We start from the raw sequence: 19,145 nt of genomic DNA, 5'->3' as shown, positions 1-19,145 counted from the left end.
GCACCGACCATGATGAACGGAAGACTTCCATGCGCTATGAATTCCTGAAGAGAATGCCAAGCCCCGGCACCAGAACGCTCGGCCTCGGCCTGATTCTGGCCATTGTCGCATTTGTGAGTTTCGCGTTGCCGGCCCGTCAGGCCGCTGCCGCGCCCACCAATCAATATTCGGCTCAGGAAATCGTCGATGCCGGCCACTCCTTCTTCGGCTCCACCAGCGGCGGCCTTGCCAAGGTGGTCGAGCGCGCCTTCCAGCAGTATGGCCTGCCGAATGGCTACATCCTCGGTCAGGAAGGTTCCGGCGCGTTCCTCGCAGGCCTGACCTACGGCGAAGGCCAGCTCAACACCAAGAATGCCGGCGAGCATCCGCTCTACTGGCAGGGACCATCGCTCGGCTTCGACTACGGCGGCCAGGGCACCCGCGTCATGATGCTGGTCTATGATCTGCCGAGCATCAACAGCGTCTACACCCGCTTCGGCGGCGTCAGCGGCCAGGCATTCGTGGTTGCCGGCTTCGGCATGACTGTCCTGAAGAACAACAACATCGTGCTCGTTCCGATCCGCACCGGCCTTGGCGCACGCCTTGGCATCAACATGGGCTATCTCAAAGTCACGCCGAACCCAACCTGGAATCCTTTCTGAACCAATCCTCTGATACGATCTCCCAAGCAGCGCACGCCTTGGCCCGCTTCAGTTGCGGGCCTTTTCTTTCCGCCAAACCGGCTCCGCGCCGATAAACCATATCCGCGTTAAACGCTTGCCCGCATGGCTAACCCATGATTAATCATTTTATCGATATCGAACATAACTCCAGAATACTGGCTGCGTCGTGATTCAATTTGCTCTCTTGTTCGGATTGGGCTTTCTGACGGCCGCTCTACTGGTCTTTCTCATCGCGCCGGCAATCCATCGTCGCATCGTCTGGTTCACCGAGAAACGCTTGAAGGCGACCATGCCCTTGAGCCCGCAGGAAGTGCGCGCGCAGAAAGACATGGCGCGCGCGCTCTTCGCAGCCGAAAACGCGCGGACCGAACATGCCCTGACGCAGGAGCGTGACAAGACCGTTGCGCTGCAGATTCAGAATGGCAAACTTCAGCAGGAAGCGAGCCGGCTCTCCGCCGCAAGCGGGGAGCTGCAGACGCGCATCGACGATCTGGAGGTGGAGGCAGGCGAACTGCGCTCGCGTCTGCGCCAGGAAGAGAGCTATATCAGCCAGCTGAAATCGAGCATCCACGCCGCCGAGCAGGCCAGCGCCGAGAAAGAGGCTGATATTGACAGCCTGCGCAAACGGATGACGAAAATGGGTGCCGATGCCGACAATCTCAAGATCGATCTGGCAGCCCGCGAAACCGAGATCGAGAGTCTGAAGCTGCGCATCAACACATTACGCGACGAGCGCGATACGCTGCGCCAGGAGCTGAATGCGGCAAGCCTGCGCGCCGCAGATGCCGAACAATCGCTGCGCCAGGAAAGCGACAAGAACAAGCGGCTTGAGGAACGCCTCAACCGCGAAATTGCCGGCAGCGCCGACAAGGAAACCGCGATCGAACGCCACGCCCAGGATGTCGTTCGCCTGAGGGAGCGGCTGGAGGCTGCCATCAAGGAATCGAAGGAAGCCGGCAAGGCGCTGCGCGCCGCTGGCCTCACACCGCCGAAGAGGGCCACAAGAACGCCGAAACTCGCTGCCGCATCGATAATTGCGGGCAGCGCCGGTGAGCAAGGAACCATAAGCGAGCCGCCGCAGATGGCGGAACCGGAACGAAAAGTGGAAGACGAAATCGCCCAGATGACGGAAGAGGTTCGCAATCGCGCGGCGGCCCTATCGGACCGCCTGCTGAAGGCCCGCACGCCAGCGCATGACGATGCCATGCGCGAGGAGATTGCCAAGATCGCCGCCAGCATGGTGGCGCTGACGGCACTCAAGGAAGGCGACGGCTCGCCGATCTTCGATCTCCTGCCGAAAGATCAGGAGCCCGCCGAACCCGGCGCGCGCATCAGCCTCGCCGACCGCGTCGCCGCCATACTGCCGAAGCATCCGTAAGCTCCAGGGAGCAACCCGCTCAGATGCGCCCGTTCTTCGCGGCCATCTCGAAAAGGGCGATGCCGCTCGCCGTCGCGACATTGAGGCTATCCAATCCCGGCGCCTGCGGAATCCGCACGCTGCCGAAGGCGGAAAGAATGCTTTGGGGCAGGCCGTCCCCTTCCGTGCCGACCACGAGCGCCATGCGCTCCGAAACCGGGACATCGCGAATATCGACCGCACCTCGCGGCGACAGACTCCAGATCGCAAAGCCATGCTCGGCAAGCCTCGCAAGCAGCTGAACGCCGCTTGATTGCCGGCGATAGGGCACCGTCAGGATCGATCCGACCGAAACCCGCAGCGCCTTGCGGTAAAGCGGATCGCAACAGCTTTCGTCGAGCAGCACCGCAGCCGCGCCGAAGGCTGCGGCATTGCGGAACATCGAACCCATATTGTCATGATTGGAAATGCCGCAGCCGACGAGCACCAGCGACTGCTTTGGGAGGCGGTCGAATAGGCCGCTCGTCCCGTCTTCAGCTGTTCTTCGCCCCAGCGCCAGAACACCGCGATGGAGATGGAAGCCGACAATAGCATCGAGCACCTCGGCTTCGGCGACATAGATCGGGACATCCGCTGGGAAGGTGTCGATGATATCGCTCAACCCGGCCACGCGGTTTTTGAGCAACAGCACTTTCTCAGCGAGGAAATCCCCGGCTGCCGCATGCGCACTGGCGAGAAGCCGCAGCACGACAGTCCCCTCCGCGATAAACCGGTTCTCTCGACCGGTCAGATCGCGTTCACGGATATTGCGGAATTCGGCGATGCGCGGATCGTCGGGATGCGTTATCTCGATGAGCCGCGCGCTCGTCATCGTCATGCCGTCAGTTGGACAGCGCTATGGTCGCCACGATGCGGCCGATACCGTAATCGAAGACGATAGCCTGACGCTGGCCGCCGGCAAGCGTGCCATAGAACAGCACCTGATTGCCCGAGAGCGCCGTGGATTGGACGGTAAATCCCGCGGGCAGCAATGCCGTCACGGCGACCGGGGCATCGGACGGAATGCTGGAAGCCGTCTGACCTGCGGGCTTCGCCGCTGGCTTCATCGTCTTGTAGACAACGGCGCCGAAGACGGCCATAAGGCTCACCACCATGACGGCCGCGGAGACGATCTGCAGGCGGATCATCTTGCGTCGGACTTTCTCCAGGGCCGGATCGAGGGGCTTTTCCTCTTGATCATCTGGCTCGAGATTCGTCATCGATGCGTCCTTGCTTCCAGTAGAGCGCTTTGTGCGCCGGAGAATATGTTTGAGCGACCCCTTTAAAGAAGCCGCGGACAATAGAAAAGTCCTAACCGCCGATGAAAATGCCGAAGGACGGCTGGATTCATGGCTGACAGCGGAGATCGGCGAGGAATTTTCCCGCAGCCGCGTGCAAGGCCTCATCAAGGACGGCGCCGTTACGCTCAAGGGCGCAGCGGTAACAGACGCCAAGCGCAAGGTGCGCCCCGGCGACGTCTATGAGATCATGTTGCCCGAACCGGAAGATCCGACGCCTCAGGGCGAGGATATTCCGCTCGACGTGCTTTACGAGGACGACGATGTCATCGTCATCTCCAAGCCGGCCGGACTGGTCGTTCATCCCGCCGCCGGCAATTGGACCGGAACCCTGGTCAATGCCCTGATCCACCATTGCGGCAACAGCCTTTCCGGCATCGGCGGCGTTCGCCGCCCAGGCATCGTGCACCGGCTGGACAAGGATACGACCGGTGTCATGGTCGTCGCCAAGAACGATGTGGCTCACCGGCATCTCTCCCTGCAATTTGCCGATCATGGCCGCACGACCTCTCTGGAGCGCGCCTATCAGGCGATCGTCTGGGGGCGTCCCCGCCAGCTTGTCGGCACGATCGATGCCCCTCTCGGCCGATCGAGCAGCGACCGCACGCGCCGCGCCGTCAAGCGTCCGGATTCGCAGGATGCCGACGAGGCAATCACGCATTACGAGGTGCTGGAGCGTTTTCACGAGACACCGGACGCAACCGCCCTCGCCTCTCTGATCGAATGCCATCTGGAAACCGGCCGAACGCATCAGATCCGCGTGCACATGGCGCATATCGGCCACCCGCTGCTGGGCGACGCCGTTTACGGCGGCGGCTTCAAGACCAAGGCCAATCTCCTGCCGGAAGCCGCAAAACAGGCCGTCCATCGTTTCACGCGCCAGGCACTGCATGCCTATATGCTGCAATTCGAGCATCCCCGCACCGGCGAAATCATGCGTTTCGAGGCGCCTTTGCCTGAGGATATGGAAGAATTGGCGGCGGCGCTCAGGGAATAGGCGCCGAACATCACAATGACTGGACGCTTGCCGCCTCCCGCCCTATAATATCGTGTATGAAGGACCGAAGTCCGAGCGCCTGTGCTGGCCGAAAACGCGACCGCGTTTGGGAGGTCGATATGGCCGCGCCACATGGCACCGGACAATTCGGGAGGGTAATCCCAAGGGCAATATTCCGGCGAGACCTGCGGTCACGCCGATATAACACTTGCGTGACCGCATCCTTGAATCACCGTTTCGCCGTACTTATCTTTACATTGGTTAAGTGCGGGGTCGCAGGACCCGTACGCCTTGGTCCGCTTCGCAGAAGGCGCGCAAAATACGCCCCCAGAAGGAACCAAATCTCGAATAGGAGGGTGCACAATCATGGCCCGTAATACCTTACCGTCCATCGCTGCCGGAGAAGCCGGCCTCAATCGTTATCTCGACGAGATCCGCAAGTTCCCCATGCTGGAACCGCAGGAAGAGTACATGCTCGCCAAGCGCTATGCGGAACATGCCGACCGTCAGGCGGCCCACAAGCTCGTTACCAGCCATCTGCGCCTCGTGGCGAAGATCGCCATGGGTTACCGCGGCTATGGCCTGCCGATCGGCGAAGTCGTCTCGGAAGGCAATGTCGGCCTCATGCAGGCTGTAAAGAAGTTCGACCCGGAACGCGGTTTCCGTTTAGCAACATACGCCATGTGGTGGATCAAGGCCTCGATCCAGGAATATATCCTGCGCTCGTGGTCGCTCGTAAAGATGGGCACGACCGCCAACCAGAAGCGCTTGTTCTTCAACCTGCGCCGCCTGAAGGGCCGCATCCAGGCCATCGACGACGGCGACCTGAAGCCCGAGCATGTCACCGAGATCGCCACCAAGCTGAACGTTTCGGAAGAAGAAGTCGTTTCGATGAACCGCCGCCTTTCCGGCGACGCTTCGCTGAACGCGCCGATCAAGGCTTCCGAAGGCGATTCCGGCCAGTGGCAGGATTGGCTCGTCGATGACCACGATAGCCAGGAAGACGTGCTGATCGAACAGGATGAGCTCGACACGCGCCGCCGCATGCTGGCGCGCGCCATGGGCGTCCTGAACGACCGCGAACGCCGCATCTTCGAGGCACGCCGCCTCGCCGACGAGCCGGTGACGCTGGAGGACCTGTCGTCCGAATTCGACATCAGCCGCGAACGCGTGCGACAGATCGAGGTTCGCGCCTTCGAAAAGGTGCAGGAAGCCGTTCAGAAGGATGCGCTGGAACGCGCCAAGGCGTTGCGTGTCGTCGAGGCGACCGCTTAACAGCTGCCGCTCAGAAGATTTGACGGATAAAAAAGGCGGGCCTGGAGCCCGCCTTTTGCATATCATCGATGTCCGGTTGGTTTACTGGCCGCTTGAGGCAACGCCGCCGAGAGCCTGCCACTCCGCAATCGCCTTGTTGAAGGCATCCGTACCGGTCGGCCCCTTTTCCATGGTCAGAAGCGCGCGACGGCCATTGCGATAGACCACCGGAATATCGATCCAGTTGCGGCTCTTCAAAAGATCGAGATTGGTCTTGCGTGCATCCGGGAAATCATTGAGCGCGACCATGTAGACATCGTCGGTCACTTTGGCCGGTACCGCGATCAACGCATCGCCGCGATCCTGCTCGGTCGCCTTCAATGCGACGCGCTGGACGTTATCGATCGCCCCGCCTTCGAAATTCGGCGGCACCTGGAAGGCAAGCTCGATCAGATGGCTCGCCGGAAGCGAGGAGTCCGAATTCCGCGATACCGTGATCGTCGCGGTCAGGCCGCGATCCGGGACTGTGATGAGGCCCTGCACCGAAGGCTCAGGCCGGCCGTCAGACCCCTTGCCTTCCTGCAGCGACCAGATGACCGTGCCCTGGAAAGCCGTGGGCGACGTCTGGCCGAGGCGCTCCTCATAAAGGAAAACCTTCTGCCCATCGGTTGCCGGAGCGGTCTGCTGCGTCACGGGAGGCGGCTGGTTGGCAGTCGCCTGTTGCTGCTGGTTGGCAGCGGGTGCCTGCTGATCCGTCGAGGCGGATGGCGTATTCGGCGCCGCAGTTGCGGGCGCCTGGGTCTGCGGAGCAGCGGTGCCGGCATTGTTGGCGGCCGGCTGCGTTGCCGCGGTGGCAGGTGCTGCAGAGGCAACATTCTGCTCGGCTACGGACTTGCCTTCCACGACGCCGGGCTGCCCGTTCGGAGCCGGCCCTTCGTCCTCTTCCGTGCCATTGGCCAGAAGACGCTGCGTGAACTTCGTATTGACCGTATTCGGGTCGCTGCCCAAAGCCGCAACATCCGTATTGCCGGCGCCTGCCGGCTGCTGAGCGGCCGTGTTGGTCTGCTGCGGCGCAGCCGCCTGCTGGGCGGGAGCTGCAGCTTTGCCGTTGCTCGGTGCATTGCTGCTTGCCGTATCCGAAGTCGCAGGTGTCGCATTCTTCGGAGCGGAACTGACGAGCTTCGTCACCATGTTGTTGAGCGCATCGCGATTCAGCCAGGCTGCATAACCGCCACCTCCGACGACTGCGAGGCCGACGAGCGTGACGATGATGCCGGTGACATTGATACGACGGCGCTTCGGCTCCATGCGGAAGCTGCGGCCCTGTAGCTTCGCTGCCATCGCCTGATCGAGATCGGGCGAAACAGCAGCGCCGCCGCCTCGTTCGTCTTCAGCACGCTTGTCGAAACCCGCAAGCTCCTTGAGCTCGCGCCAGCCGTCATTGGCGGCATCGGCCTCGGACGCCGGCTTCCTGGACGGATGCACATCCGCAAAGAGATCGACATCGTCGAAGGCATTTTCCGGCATCTGCCGAGCCGACTGCTGCGCCGGCTTGGGAGCAGCCGGTGCGGGCTGCATTTCCTCGAAAACATCCGCGTCCCAGGCAAAGCCGGTATTGGTGGCTGCCGCCTTCGCATTGACAGGTCCCTCGACGGGCTGACCGAAGGGTGCTTCCGCAAAGGCTGCGGCCGGCATGACCGGCTCGTTGTAGCGGGAGGCGGACGGCTGGGACGCAGCATGGGAAGCCGGAGCATCCACCTCCGCCCAGATCTGCTCAACCTGGCTTATGACATCGTCAGCCGGCAGCGGCACGCGCGGCGCGGGGGCAGGCTCGGCAGTGACTGCCGGTGCCTCTTCTGGCTGGGGCTCGTTGCCATGCCCCTTCGGCTCTTCATGATAAACCGGCTCAGGAGCCGGCTCCTCGTGAACTTCGGCATGGTGTTCGACGCCGGCATGTTCAGCGGCCGGAGCATAGGGCTCCTCTTCGTGATGCGGTTCCCGCCATTCCTCTGCCGGCTGGTGCTCATGCGCATGATCCGGCTCGGCAGGCGCGGTCGGCTCCTCATAGGCATGCTGCTCCTGCTCGGCTTGCGCGACGCTGGGTTCTTCAGGGGCATGCACCTCGGCAGGAGCCTGTGCAGGCTCTTCTGCATGCGGCTCCGCATGTACTTCCTCGGTCACATGATGGTCCTGAACGGACTCGGCAGCGGCCTCTTCGTGCGGCACGGGCGCTTCGGCAACCGGCGGCTCCTCGCCGCCCGGCAGGGCCTCTGCATGTTCGGCCTCGACCTCGACAATCGCTGCCTCAAGCTTGTCGAGCTGGCGGCGCAGCATTTCCTCGGGCGGGCGCGGCTTCATGCTCTCGAGCTGCCGTTGCACGGCACCACGAGCTCGATCGTAAACCTTGACCCGCATCTCGGGAGTATTGTCCGTCAGGCCGTCAACGGCCCGTCGAATAACTGCTACAAAATCCGCCATCAGTACTTTCTCATGATGCCCGGTGTGCAGCCGGGCCGGGATTCGTCATAGATACGCAACTTTAGCCCTCAAAGGGGTCAGTCACAAGTATGGTGTCCTCGCGCTCCGGGCTGGTCGAAAGCAGCGCCACGGGCGCACCGATCAGCTCTTCCACCTGACGCACATATTTGATCGCCTGCGCCGGCAGATCGGCCCACTTACGAGCGCCGACGGTCGATTCCTTCCAGCCCTCGAGCATGATGTAGACCGGCTCAACGCGGGCCTGCGCTGCCTGACTTGCCGGCAGGTAATCGATTTCCTTGCCGTCGAGCTTGTAGCCGACGCAGATCTTCAGCTCGTCCAAGCCATCGAGAACGTCGAGCTTGGTGAGCGCAATCCCCGTGATCCCCGAGGTCTTCACCGTCTGGCGCACCAGCACGGCGTCGAACCAACCGCAACGGCGCGGACGGCCGGTATTGACGCCCACTTCGCGGCCGACGGTCGACAGGTGCTTGCCGATCTCGTCATGCAATTCGCAGGGGAACGGCCCCTCGCCGACGCGGGTCGTATAGGCCTTGGTGATGCCAAGCACATAGCCGAGCGCCGTCGGACCGAGGCCCGAACCGGCGGCCGCCTGGCCGGCAACCGTGTTGGACGAGGTCACGAACGGATAAGTGCCGTGGTCATTGTCCAGCAATGCACCCTGCGCACCTTCGAAGAGGATGCGGGCGCCGGCCTTGCGCTGCTCGTCGAGCAGGCGCCAAACCTGGTCGATATAGGGAAGTATATGCTCGGCAACAGAGCTCAGCTCGTTGTGCAAGGCATCGAAGGAGATTTCATCGACGCCCATGCCGCGGCGCAGCGCATTGTGATGCGTCAGCAGCCGGTCGATCTTGGCCGGCAGCGTTTCCGGCTCGGCAAGGTCGATGACGCGAATGGCGCGGCGACCGACCTTGTCCTCATAGGCCGGGCCGATGCCGCGGCGCGTCGTGCCGATCTTGGTACCGCTGTTGGAAGCGGCATCTTCGCGCATGGCGTCCAGATCGCGGTGCAGCGACAGGATCAAAGGCGCGTTCTCAGCGATACGCAGCACGTCAGGCGTAACGGCAACGCCCTGGGCGCGCAGTTTTTCCACTTCGGCGACGAAGTGATGGGGATCGACCACGACGCCGTTGCCGATGACGCTGAGCTTGCCGCGCACGAGGCCGGAAGGCAAAAGCGCGAGCTTGTAGCTGACGCCATCGACGACAAGCGTATGACCGGCATTATGGCCGCCCTGAAAGCGTACAATCACATCGGCGCGTTCCGAAAGCCAGTCGACAATCTTGCCCTTGCCTTCGTCACCCCATTGCGAGCCGATCACTACAACATTCGTCATTTATCCATTCCCGCTTCCTGCGCGCGGCGGCGCGCCTTGCTCAAACCCGCGCATCTATAAAGCTTTGTTTTTGGGAAAGCGACCCTGTTGTCTCAGGAGATTCGGCTTTTTGCATGACGAATCAGCGCCTCCAACAGGAATTTTCCCGGCCATCGGCCAGACAGGGCCTCCAGATTACCCTTATCTGGCCGATTGCCTTGCCTGTCAAAGGCCCGGCTTGTGAGCGATGACATGGAAATATTCATGCTCTGACGACGCCACCGCACCGATCGGTTTGCCATCGAGATCGAGGAGCAGCACCGGTATGGCAAAACCGGCCTCTGCCAATTGCGACTGGACCTGCGCCGGCGTCGTCGCATAGACCATGACACCGAAATCATGGGCGCCATGCAGCAGGATCGCATGTTCGCCATCTCGCTCTTCGAGCGGTCTGAGCCGACGCTGGCGCAGCGTGCCGGAAATGCGGCCCTCGACATAGCGCAGGGTTCGCAAACCGAGCCGCACCGGATTGGATGTCCATTCCAGCCGGCGATAGTCGATGCGATGATCGAAGCCACCCCAGTCGCGATGGAACGTCGAAAAGACGAAAGCACCGCCGGAAACAAGAACGCGCGCCACCTCGTTCAGGATGGCTAGCCTCCCTGCCGCATCGACGGAATCGATGCCGTTATAGCTGAAGACGACCATATCGAAACTGGCATCTCGGAATGCCGAGAGATCGCGTGCATCCCTATGCTCGAACCGAAGGTCTGGATGGTTCTTTCGGCAAAGCGCGACCATCTCCGGCGTATAATCGATGCCTATGTAGTCGCTTGCAACATCTCGCAATAGCTGCGCGGTGCGGCCCCCGCCGACACCGATATCGAGAATGCGCCCTCTGCCCGCCTGCGGTGCGGCGATAGCAAAGGCGGCACGCTCGCCTTCGTTGAGATAGCCGCTGCTGCGGCGATAGTCGCGCAAGGCCCAGGGATTACGCCAGGTCTGCCGGTTAATACTTTCCATGACATGCATAGCCGACTCCAACAGAAAATGAACAATCATTGTTCAACTTCCCCTTGGCGCCCCCGCAGGACTTATATAGCGGCTGGGTCGAAGAAGCAGCCGTTAAGGTTGATTAAACCTCCGGCGGGACCGTTATTCGTTTGTTAACGTTAATGTTGCCGCCTGCTCCCAGCAGTCGGACGAGCCAGATCTAGCCGAGCTCGAGCGTGGTGACACCGAACACGCGATCGAGCGGGATTTCCGGTGCCTTGCCGCGATACATGCGCGCCGTCTCGAACACCGGAGACAGACCGCAATCTTCCGCAAGCATGATCGCCTGGGCATTATCGACCGGCACATCAAGATACACGGGCTGCCCATTGGTCTTGGCAAGCAGCTTGCTCATCAACGCAAGCGCAACCTCCGGCTTGTTGGCGAAAAGCGGACCGATCTTGTAGCCCTCGAAACAGCGGCGGATCGTGCCGTAGCCCCGAACCCTGCTGCCCCCACCGACGATGAAGGATGCACGCCTTTCGGGAGCACCGCACCAGGCCCGGATGAAGGAATGACGCAGCCCGGGGAAAATTTCCGCATCATAATGCACCAGCGCTTCAAGCTTGCCGTGCACGACCGGCATCACCTGCCTTGCCTGCTGTTCGTCCACCTCAGGCACTTTGGGGATGCCGCCATAGCGGAGCGTCCGATAGGCCGTCTCGAAACCGTGCCGCCGGTAGTTTTCCTGCTGCGCGACGACCCCATCCAGCCCGACAATGCGATTGCCGGCGAGCATCATGCCCTTGTTCCAGAGCTGCTTGCCGTATCCCCGCCCACGCAAATCCGGATGCAGTATGTAAAGACCAAGAAAAGCGAAGGCCTCACCATAACGAACGACGGATATGCAACCGACGGGCACCTCGCCAATGGCGCCGATCAGAAAACCGGCAGGGTCTGCCTCCCAGAAGGCGAGCGCATCGTCAATACCGGGATTCCAGCCTTCTTGCCGTGCCCATTCCAGAGCAAGCTCCAGCTCGCCAGCCCGCATTGTCCGCACGGCAAAAGTCGATTTCATGCAATAGTCCCGAACCGCCCACTACACCGCCGCCCCTATGGAACGACCGCGCCCAATTCATCATGTGACAACATGCTGCCAATCACAAGCAATGGGAGGATAAGCTTAAAGTGCAAAGGCTTCGTTTCATTTGGAAAACAAGGCGATTACGCGAATAGGACGGCGGGAAATCAACCAAGCTTTTGTGACACTTCTGTCGCAATCCTCCTAAACCCAGCATCGCATATAGGCGTCACCTGCGATCCTGTGTATAAGCGCAGACAATCGCCCATGCCGCCTTTGCGTTTTCATGCGAAGCCCGGCGCCAGCAAAAGGATTGAAATTTCATGCGCATCACGATGATCGGCTCGGGGTATGTGGGGCTTGTGTCAGGTGTTTGCTTTGCCGATTTCGGCCATGATGTCATTTGCGTCGACAAGGACACGAGCAAGATCGAGGCACTGCGGCGCGGCGAAATACCGATCTTCGAGCCGGGCCTGGAGCAGCTCGTGGCAGACAATGTCCGCGCCGGACGTCTCTCCTTCACGACGGAAGTGGAGGCGAGCGTTGCTGCAAGCGACGTCGTCTTCATCGCGGTCGGCACCCCTTCGCGGCGCGGCGACGGCCATGCCGACCTCTCCTACGTCTATGCCGCCGCCCGCGAGATCGCCGAGCACGTGAAGGGCTTCACGGTCATCGTCACCAAATCGACCGTACCGGTCGGCACCGGCGACGAAGTGGAGCGCATCGTGCGCGAAACCAATCCGCAAGCAGATATCGCCATCGTCTCCAATCCGGAATTTCTGCGCGAAGGTGCCGCCATCGAGGACTTCAAGCGTCCCGACCGCATTGTCATCGGCCTCAATGACGAGCGCGCCCGCGGCGTCATGACCGAAGTCTACCGGCCGCTCTACCTCAACCAGGCGCCGCTGCTCTTCACCTCCCGCCGCACGTCCGAGCTGATCAAATACGCGGCCAACGCCTTTCTCGCCATGAAGATCACCTTCATCAACGAGATGGCCGACCTCTGCGAAAAGGTCGGCGCCAATGTGCAAGAGGTCTCGCGCGGCATCGGCCTCGATGGCCGCATCGGCTCGAAGTTCCTGCACGCCGGCCCCGGCTATGGCGGCTCGTGTTTCCCGAAGGATACGCTGGCGCTTGCCAAGACGGCGCAGGATTACGATAGCCCCGTGCGCCTGATCGAAACCACCGTGTCGATCAACGACAACCGCAAGCGCGCCATGGGCCGCAAGGTAATCGCGGCCATGGGCGGCGATATCAGGGGCAAGGCGATCGCGGTCCTCGGCCTGACCTTCAAGCCGAACACCGACGATATGCGCGACAGCCCGGCGATCTCGATCATCCAGACGCTGCAGGATGCCGGCGCCACCGTGACGGGCTACGATCCCGAAGGCATGGACAACGCACGCCTGGTCATCGACAACATTGCCTATGCCGAAGATGCCTATAGCGCCGCGCGCGATGCCGACGCGCTCGTCATCGTGACGGAATGGAACCAGTTCCGTGCGCTGGATTTTGCCCGGCTCAAATCCGTCATGAAGGCACCTGTTCTCGTCGACCTTAGAAACATCTATCGCCATGACGAGGTCACAAAGCACGGCTTCGCCTATACGAGTGTCGGCAGACCTTCCAGCGACGCAACATTGTAAGTGAGGGCGGGATCATGCGTTATCTCATCACCGGCACTGCCGGCTTCATCGGATTCCACCTTGCCAAGCGCCTGCTCGACGAGGGCCATTTTGTCGTCGGCTTCGACGGGATGACGCCCTATTACGATGTTCGGCTCAAGGAGAAGCGCACCGCCATCCTCGCGCGTTCCAATGGTTTCAAGGCCGTGACAGGCATGCTGGAGGACAAGGCAGCGCTGGATCATGCCGCCGAACTCGCCGAACCCGACGTGATCGTCCACCTCGCCGCCCAGGCAGGTGTCCGCTACAGCCTCGAAAATCCGCGTTCCTACGTCGATTCCAATCTTGTCGGTTCGTTCAACATTCTGGAACTGGCAAGAAACCTGCAGCCGAAGCACCTGCTGTTGGCATCGACCTCTTCCGTCTACGGCGCCAACGAGAAGATCCCCTTTGCCGAAAGCGACAAGGCCGACGAGCAGATGACGATCTATGCGGCGACCAAGAAGAGCATGGAGCTGATGGCGCATAGCTACGCCCATCTCTTCAACGTGCCCACGACCGCGTTCCGCTTCTTCACTGTCTACGGCCCCTGGGGTCGCCCGGACATGGCGCTGTTCAAGTTCGTCGATGCCATCAGGAACGACAGGCCGATCGAGATCTACGGCGAAGGCAAGATGAGTCGCGATTTCACCTATATCGACGATCTCGTCGAAGGCATCGTGCGTCTCATCGGTGTCGTGCCGTCAGAGGAAAACCGGATCGTGTCGGAAACGGTCATCGACACCCTGTCGAAGAATGCCCCTTTCCGGATCGTCAATATCGGCGGCGGCCAGCCCGTCGGGCTGATGACATTCGTCGAGACGATCGAGACGATGCTCAGCAAGAAGGCGATCCGCAAGATGCTGCCCATGCAGCCCGGAGACGTCCACAACACCTATGCCGTGCCGGATCTCTTGGTGGCGCTGACGGGATTCAAGCCGCAGATCGAAGTCGATGAAGGCGTAAAGCGCTTCGTCGAGTGGTATCAGGAAAATTACTGACCAAATGGCAGAGATCGCTGAAACGGACCATTGGATCGAGAGCTCCGGCGGGCGCCTCTATGCCAAATCATGGACGCCAACCGTCCTGAGATCGCAGCAACCGATCATCCTGTTTCACGATTCCCTCGGATGCATCACGCTCTGGCGGGATTTCCCGGAGCAACTCGCCCATTCCCTTGGTCGCCGGGTCATCGCCTATGATCGGCTGGGCTTTGGCCGGTCCGATGCTCGCGACGATCTTCTGACGCAGGATTTTATTGCATCGGAGGCCGAGCGTTTCGTACCGCTTCTTTGCGAGCAGTTGTCCATTCGAGACTTCGTCGCCTGCGGACACAGCGTCGGCGGCGGTATGGCGGTGGAGACGGGGGCAAGGTTTGGCCAACGTTGTCGTGCCGTCATCACCATCGCCGCGCAGGCCTTCGTGGAGGAAAAGACCCTTCAGGGCATCCGGACCGCGCAGCAGGAATTCAAATCGGCCGAAACCTTCGCCCGGCTTGCCAAATATCACGACAGCAAGGCCGAGTGGGTGCTGCACGCCTGGATCGACACCTGGCTCGCTCCCGAACGCGCCGGCTGGTCGCTCGATCCGGCACTTGAAAAGCTTTATTGTCCGGTGCTCGCCATTCATGGAGACCGCGACGAATATGGCTCCGAAGCCCATCCGTGCCGCATCGCGGCCGGGCGTGGTCCGGTCTATATCATGCCGGATACCGGGCATGTGCCGCACCGAGAGCATCCTGCTCTGGTCTTAAAGGCGATCGAAGACTTTCTGGCATGAACGGTCCTGTTCGCCGCAAGGCGACGAAGACCGTGGCAGCGTGGATAATTTCGGAAAAGGCTTGGACAACTAGCCTATTCAGCCTGACCCGCAGGATGATAGGCCCGGTCGAAATAGATAAGCCCCTGCCCCTCGTCACGTTGACGGATGGCATCGACTTCGCAGAGCAGGATGTCATGCGTGCCGCCATCGGCCTGACGGACGATGCGACAATCGAACGAGACAAGAGCATCTTCCAGCACCGGAGCGCCGGTCGAGAGTTCCGACCATGCGGCCGCAGCAAAGCGTTCGGCAACCGGGGTCTTGCCGCCGAAAAGCCGCGACAGATCCTGATGTGCTTCCGACAGGACATTGACACAGAGCACGCCGTTTTGCGTGACGGCGGGATGAACGGAAGCGCCGCGATTGAGGCAGACGAGCAAGGTCGGCGGGCTGTCCGTGACGCTGCAGACGGCGGTCGCCGCGAAGCCGGCAAGCCCGGCCGGACCATTGGTCGTGACGATGTTCACCGCCGCCGCCATCCGCGCCATGGCATTGCGAAACTCGGTGCGCGCAATGTCGGGATCGGCGACAGGCACCGCCTTCTCGATTGCCACGGACGTTTTCATGTTCATCGCACTCTTCCCTAAATCGCGCCGACAGCCTCACATTATCGATGGGGAGGATGCGCCTCAAGAAACGACATTTTGCGGAAGCAGTCCTCTGCGAGCAATTAATTTTCTATAAAATCTATCAACAAAAAGAAAAATAGATCGGCTCAACCTTCTAGGCCGTCACGGCATGCTGAAGCATGCCTCAGGTCCGGGTGGAGATCAGGAGAAACATCGGCCGCTCGCGCTCGATTGCCCAATCGGGATGCGCGGTGAGGTCGTCATCACTCGGCGACCACTCTTCGACATGGGCGATGATGAAGCCGGACTTGATCAGGAGGTTGAGCGTCGTGCCCATCGTGCGATGCTGCTTGATGACGCCCTCGGCGAGCCAGTTCGTCACCCGCGGTCCCTCGATCTGATAGGCATTGAGCGGCCAGATCTTGCCACCCTCGGCATCATCGAGCCATTCCGGCCGTCGCGGCGCCATATAGATTGGATGCTCGATCGAAAAGATCAGACGCCCGTCCGGTTTGAGTGCTTGGCGGATGGTCGCCAAAAGGCCGGCGAAATCCTCGATATAGTGGAAGGCGAGCGAGCTGTAGACCAGATCGAAGCTCGCCTTGGGAAGCTCTAGCCTTTCAAGATCGGCCCGATCGTAGCGAACCCGCGCATCCGCCGTTTCCGTTCGCGCGCGTTCCAGCATTTTTTCCGAGACATCGAGCCCCAATACGCTGGCCGCTCCCTGCTCGGCGGCCCAACGGCAGAACCATCCGAAACCACAGCCGAGATCCACGACGTCGAGGCCCTTCATGTCCGGCATCAAGGCACGGATCGCCGGCCATTCGGCCGCACCCGTCAACCCGTTGATGGAACGCTGAAGGCGGCTATAGCCCTCGAAGAAGCCCGGATCGTCGTAGATATTTTGTGTCATATTTGTCTTCCTTGCCTCTCCGCAACATGCTTTGGATCGGCAATATCGGTGGCATTTCTTCACATAGACAACAAGGGAGCCGGCAGAAGCCGATGATGAGGAAGCCTCGTTCAGCGCCTGTCATGCTAACGGTTTCGGTCGCGACAACCATTCCGAATAGGGCTTTACACCGAAATCTGGTTCGGCCGCCTCCTCAAGCACATGGATGAATTCGATCGAATGCCCGTCGGGATCCGAAAAATATTGCGAGACGGCCGGCATCCAACCTAGAACAACGGGTTCATCGAGCGGCTCGCCATTGAACCCCTTCGGCTGAATGCCACGAGCCTTCAATGCGGCTGCGGAGCCGAGTACATCGGCGAGAGAGGTTCTGAAGGCAATATGAAGGCGCATCTTGAGCGGGGAGCAGCCCGTTTCCCAAAGGCCCAACATGCCCATCCGTTTATCGTCGATCCAAAGGAAGGCGACATTCCTGCTCTCGATGACGGTCCCGACCTCCAGCTTCAGAACGTCGCGATAGAAGGCGATGGAGCACTGGAGATCGGCAACCGTTAGATGCGTCTCGTAAAGTCCCAGAATGCGGGGGATTGATGGATCGGCCGAATGCTCGAGATGACCGATCGTCATCACATCACCTTGGCTGCCGTGACCTCGACCTCGACCAGGAACTCGGACCGCGTAAATCCGCCGACGATCAGCAGCGTAGAGACCGGCGCGGGATTTTGGACATAGCGATCACGCACGGCCATGTAGGCGGGAAAATCCTCGCGCGTGGTCACGAAACCACCGACGCGGATGACGTCGGCAAACCCCATGCCCGCCTCCTCGAGGATAGCGCCAATCGCCTTGAAACACAGCTCGGCCTGACCGGTAACGTCAGGCGGAATGCGATCGTCGGCACCGATGCCGAGCTGGCCGGATGTGACCAGCAGGCTGGCGCCTGGCGGCACCAGCAGGCCGTGATTGTAATTGCCGAAAGGGCGGCGGACGGATGCGGGGTTGAAGACCTTTTTCATCGATTCCGACTCCAGATGACCGGAGCGATATCAGCATTTTGTGATGGAAGGGGCAAGTCGGTCAGTGGGTCTGAGGCAATGTCACCGCTCGATTTCGCCGTATTTCCAACAGGATATGTCCGAAAAGTGCCGCAAGCACGATCGGCCCGCCGATGAGCGTCGCCGTTGAAGGACGCTCGGCGAACACCATCCAGACCCAGAGTGGCGTCAGCGGCACTTCGAGAGCTGTCAGCAGGGCGGCATCCGAGGCCGGCACCAGCCGCGAGCCGAAGGTGTAGAGGCTGAGGCCCATGGCGTTCTGGACAATGCCGAACCCGATGATCAGGCCGAGATCCTGACCGGAGATCGAAAGCGGCGAGGCGAACCAGAAGGTAATGGAGGAACATAGCCAGGCGGAAAGCGCCATGGCCGGTAGCATCGGCACATCGCGATGCTGGCGCATGACGACGGCAAGGCAGGCGACGGTCAGCGTCATGATGGCAGCAAGCCCCTTGCCGAGCCAGCTGCCGCCATCGCTCGCATGGCCGGAAAGCATGACGAGCACGCCGATAAAAGCAACGCCACTCGCAATCAGCGTCCGCAAATTTGGACGCTCGCGGATGAGGAGGAAGGCGACGCCCGCGGTTACAAAGGGCACGGTTGCATAGATGACCATGGCATCGGCGACCGACGTGTAATAGATCGAGCCGATGCCGCTGATCATGGATGCGGTGGAAAAGATCGTCGCCGCCAGCGAAGGACCACCCATGGAACGCAGGATGCGAAAAGCGTTGCGGCGCTCGATATAGAAAAACAGCGCGAAGACGCCGAGGCCAGAGACGATGCCACGGCAAAAGAGAATGGTCATCAGATCGGCGTGGATCGCCCGCACGAAGAGACCGGACGTCGACCAGGCGAGCGCCGAAAGCGCCACATAGGCCACGCCCAGCCTGTATTGCTGCTGTTCCGCCAGCGTCACGATGGAATCCCCCCGCCCTATAGCGGCAGAGCATTAGCGGGCGGCAATGATGCCTACAAGCAAAGCTTGCGCCGTCGCGTGTCGCGGACGCCGGAAGATGGCAAGGGTTGCAGGAAGGTCACGCTACATGCTCCGGCGTAATCGAAAGACATCTACCTACCCATTCGTATTGGTAGGATCATATCGATCTTGCACATCCTCACGATCGTTCTACGATTCTGACGACTTTGGCGAAGGAGAATCAAATTGCGCCTGCTGTCGGCCACCTTGTTTGCGTGCGGCTGCGTCAGCCTGGTCGACGGTCCGCTATGGCCGCCGGCGCAAACCTATGTCGACAAGACGGTGCAATGCAGCCAGAGCAGCGATCCTGGCCGCTGCGAACATACACGCGATAGCTGGAAGGCCGATTACGAAGAAGCCATAGCGGGCGGGTACCGAGCACAGAAACATGTCGCTTTATGCCTGAGCACAGGCTGCGATCAGGCAATCCAACCCGACAGGATGCTCGGCTGCGCCTGGCGCATGGTCATTGCCGAAACAAGGCATGCCCAACCGGGCAGTATGGATTTTGCCAATCTCAACCGCTTCTGCGGAACGGACTATATCGACCAGAAGGGAAAACTCGCGGCGGCCTCTCAAGCGAAGGCGATGATGCGTCTGATCGGCAAATAGCAGGCTGCGCAGCAAAGTCTCTGCCGCGCAGCCGGTG

19 protein-coding genes are annotated in these 19,145 nt (G+C 60.9%); 8 read left to right on the top strand and 11 right to left on the bottom strand.

Annotation, left to right across the window (positions count from 1 at the left end):
- Positions 1 to 29: 29 nt before the first annotated feature.
- Together FBZ97_RS02150 and FBZ97_RS02145 are read left to right on the top strand one after the other, a co-directional pair.
- Positions 30 to 641, top strand: coding sequence for an EipA family protein (locus tag FBZ97_RS02150; protein WP_113330258.1), 612 nt, complete (start codon positions 30 to 32; stop codon positions 639 to 641).
- Positions 642 to 828: 187 nt separating this feature from the next.
- On the top strand, positions 829 to 2,040 hold the full coding sequence (locus tag FBZ97_RS02145) for a hypothetical protein (RefSeq protein ID WP_145316290.1): 1,212 nt from the start codon (positions 829 to 831) through the stop codon (positions 2,038 to 2,040).
- A gap of 19 nt (positions 2,041 to 2,059) precedes the next feature.
- Here the strand turns inward: FBZ97_RS02145 and FBZ97_RS02140 are convergent, their stop codons facing one another.
- Together FBZ97_RS02140 and FBZ97_RS02135 are read right to left on the bottom strand one after the other, a co-directional pair.
- The gene (locus FBZ97_RS02140) at positions 2,060 to 2,890 is read right to left on the bottom strand and encodes an RNA methyltransferase (protein ID WP_145317531.1); all 831 of its coding nucleotides are present in this window, start codon (positions 2,888 to 2,890) and stop codon (positions 2,060 to 2,062) included.
- 10 nt (positions 2,891 to 2,900) lie between these two features.
- Complete coding sequence (locus FBZ97_RS02135; protein WP_145316288.1) at positions 2,901 to 3,278, bottom strand: hypothetical protein; 378 nt, start codon at positions 3,276 to 3,278, stop codon at positions 2,901 to 2,903.
- 49 nt (positions 3,279 to 3,327) lie between these two features.
- Here FBZ97_RS02135 and FBZ97_RS02130 point away from each other — a divergent pair, with 49 nt between their 5' ends.
- Together FBZ97_RS02130 and rpoH are read left to right on the top strand one after the other, a co-directional pair.
- On the top strand, positions 3,328 to 4,353 hold the full coding sequence (locus tag FBZ97_RS02130) for an RluA family pseudouridine synthase (RefSeq protein WP_145316287.1): 1,026 nt from the start codon (positions 3,328 to 3,330) through the stop codon (positions 4,351 to 4,353).
- Positions 4,354 to 4,719: 366 nt separating this feature from the next.
- Positions 4,720 to 5,628, top strand: coding sequence for an RNA polymerase sigma factor RpoH (gene rpoH, locus FBZ97_RS02125; protein ID WP_069611726.1), 909 nt, complete (start codon positions 4,720 to 4,722; stop codon positions 5,626 to 5,628).
- An 81-nt stretch (positions 5,629 to 5,709) separates the two neighbouring features.
- Here the strand turns inward: rpoH and FBZ97_RS02120 are convergent, their stop codons facing one another.
- The 4 genes from FBZ97_RS02120 to FBZ97_RS02105 all read right to left on the bottom strand — a co-directional run bounded on the left by FBZ97_RS02120 (position 5,710) and on the right by FBZ97_RS02105 (position 11,492).
- A complete protein-coding gene (locus FBZ97_RS02120) occupies positions 5,710 to 8,085 on the bottom strand; it encodes a hypothetical protein (RefSeq protein WP_145316285.1) in 2,376 nt (791 codons plus the stop codon).
- 61 nt (positions 8,086 to 8,146) lie between these two features.
- On the bottom strand, positions 8,147 to 9,442 hold the full coding sequence (locus FBZ97_RS02115; RefSeq protein WP_145316283.1) for an adenylosuccinate synthase: 1,296 nt from the start codon (positions 9,440 to 9,442) through the stop codon (positions 8,147 to 8,149).
- 204 nt (positions 9,443 to 9,646) lie between these two features.
- Positions 9,647 to 10,444 carry a class I SAM-dependent methyltransferase gene (locus FBZ97_RS02110; RefSeq protein ID WP_246661683.1) on the bottom strand — a complete coding sequence of 266 codons (798 nt, stop codon included), beginning with the start codon at positions 10,442 to 10,444 and terminating at the stop codon, positions 9,647 to 9,649.
- Positions 10,445 to 10,634: 190 nt separating this feature from the next.
- Complete coding sequence (locus FBZ97_RS02105; RefSeq protein WP_145316279.1) at positions 10,635 to 11,492, bottom strand: GNAT family N-acetyltransferase; 858 nt, start codon at positions 11,490 to 11,492, stop codon at positions 10,635 to 10,637.
- Positions 11,493 to 11,818: 326 nt separating this feature from the next.
- Between FBZ97_RS02105 and FBZ97_RS02100 the strand changes: the two genes are divergently transcribed.
- Genes FBZ97_RS02100 through FBZ97_RS02090 form a run of 3 tightly spaced genes read left to right on the top strand, consistent with a single transcriptional unit; the run spans position 11,819 to position 14,938 of the window.
- Positions 11,819 to 13,141, top strand: coding sequence for a UDP-glucose/GDP-mannose dehydrogenase family protein (locus FBZ97_RS02100; protein WP_113330264.1), 1,323 nt, complete (start codon positions 11,819 to 11,821; stop codon positions 13,139 to 13,141).
- A gap of 14 nt (positions 13,142 to 13,155) precedes the next feature.
- Entirely contained in the window at positions 13,156 to 14,160 is a 1,005-nt protein-coding gene (locus tag FBZ97_RS02095; protein WP_113395478.1) for an NAD-dependent epimerase, read from the top strand.
- 4 nt (positions 14,161 to 14,164) lie between these two features.
- On the top strand, positions 14,165 to 14,938 hold the full coding sequence (locus FBZ97_RS02090) for an alpha/beta hydrolase (protein WP_145316277.1): 774 nt from the start codon (positions 14,165 to 14,167) through the stop codon (positions 14,936 to 14,938).
- 74 nt (positions 14,939 to 15,012) lie between these two features.
- Here the strand turns inward: FBZ97_RS02090 and rutF are convergent, their stop codons facing one another.
- From rutF to FBZ97_RS02065, 5 genes are all read right to left on the bottom strand, one after another.
- Positions 15,013 to 15,552, bottom strand: a complete 540-nt coding sequence (gene rutF / locus FBZ97_RS02085; protein ID WP_113330267.1) for an NADH-dependent FMN reductase RutF — start codon at positions 15,550 to 15,552, stop codon at positions 15,013 to 15,015.
- 181 nt (positions 15,553 to 15,733) lie between these two features.
- On the bottom strand, positions 15,734 to 16,462 hold the full coding sequence (locus tag FBZ97_RS02080) for a class I SAM-dependent methyltransferase (protein WP_145316275.1): 729 nt from the start codon (positions 16,460 to 16,462) through the stop codon (positions 15,734 to 15,736).
- A 120-nt stretch (positions 16,463 to 16,582) separates the two neighbouring features.
- Positions 16,583 to 17,089 (bottom strand): VOC family protein, encoded by a 507-nt coding sequence (locus FBZ97_RS02075; protein ID WP_145316273.1) that lies wholly within the window; start codon positions 17,087 to 17,089, stop codon positions 16,583 to 16,585.
- Positions 17,089 to 17,478 carry a RidA family protein gene (locus FBZ97_RS02070; RefSeq protein WP_113330270.1) on the bottom strand — a complete coding sequence of 130 codons (390 nt, stop codon included), beginning with the start codon at positions 17,476 to 17,478 and terminating at the stop codon, positions 17,089 to 17,091. The genes FBZ97_RS02075 and FBZ97_RS02070 overlap by 1 nt, the downstream gene beginning before the upstream one ends.
- A gap of 61 nt (positions 17,479 to 17,539) precedes the next feature.
- Positions 17,540 to 18,436 carry a DMT family transporter gene (locus FBZ97_RS02065; RefSeq protein WP_145316271.1) on the bottom strand — a complete coding sequence of 299 codons (897 nt, stop codon included), beginning with the start codon at positions 18,434 to 18,436 and terminating at the stop codon, positions 17,540 to 17,542.
- Positions 18,437 to 18,682: 246 nt separating this feature from the next.
- On the opposite strand from FBZ97_RS02065, the gene FBZ97_RS02060 reads away from it, so the two are divergent.
- A complete protein-coding gene (locus FBZ97_RS02060) occupies positions 18,683 to 19,108 on the top strand; it encodes a hypothetical protein (RefSeq protein ID WP_145316269.1) in 426 nt (141 codons plus the stop codon).
- Positions 19,109 to 19,145 lie beyond the last annotated feature (37 nt).

Origin of the sequence: Rhizobium sp. ERR 942 (assembly GCF_007828395.1) — a bacterium.
Classification (GTDB): domain Bacteria; phylum Pseudomonadota; class Alphaproteobacteria; order Rhizobiales; family Rhizobiaceae; genus Rhizobium; species Rhizobium dioscoreae.
This window is presented reverse-complemented; position numbering and strand designations above follow the sequence as displayed.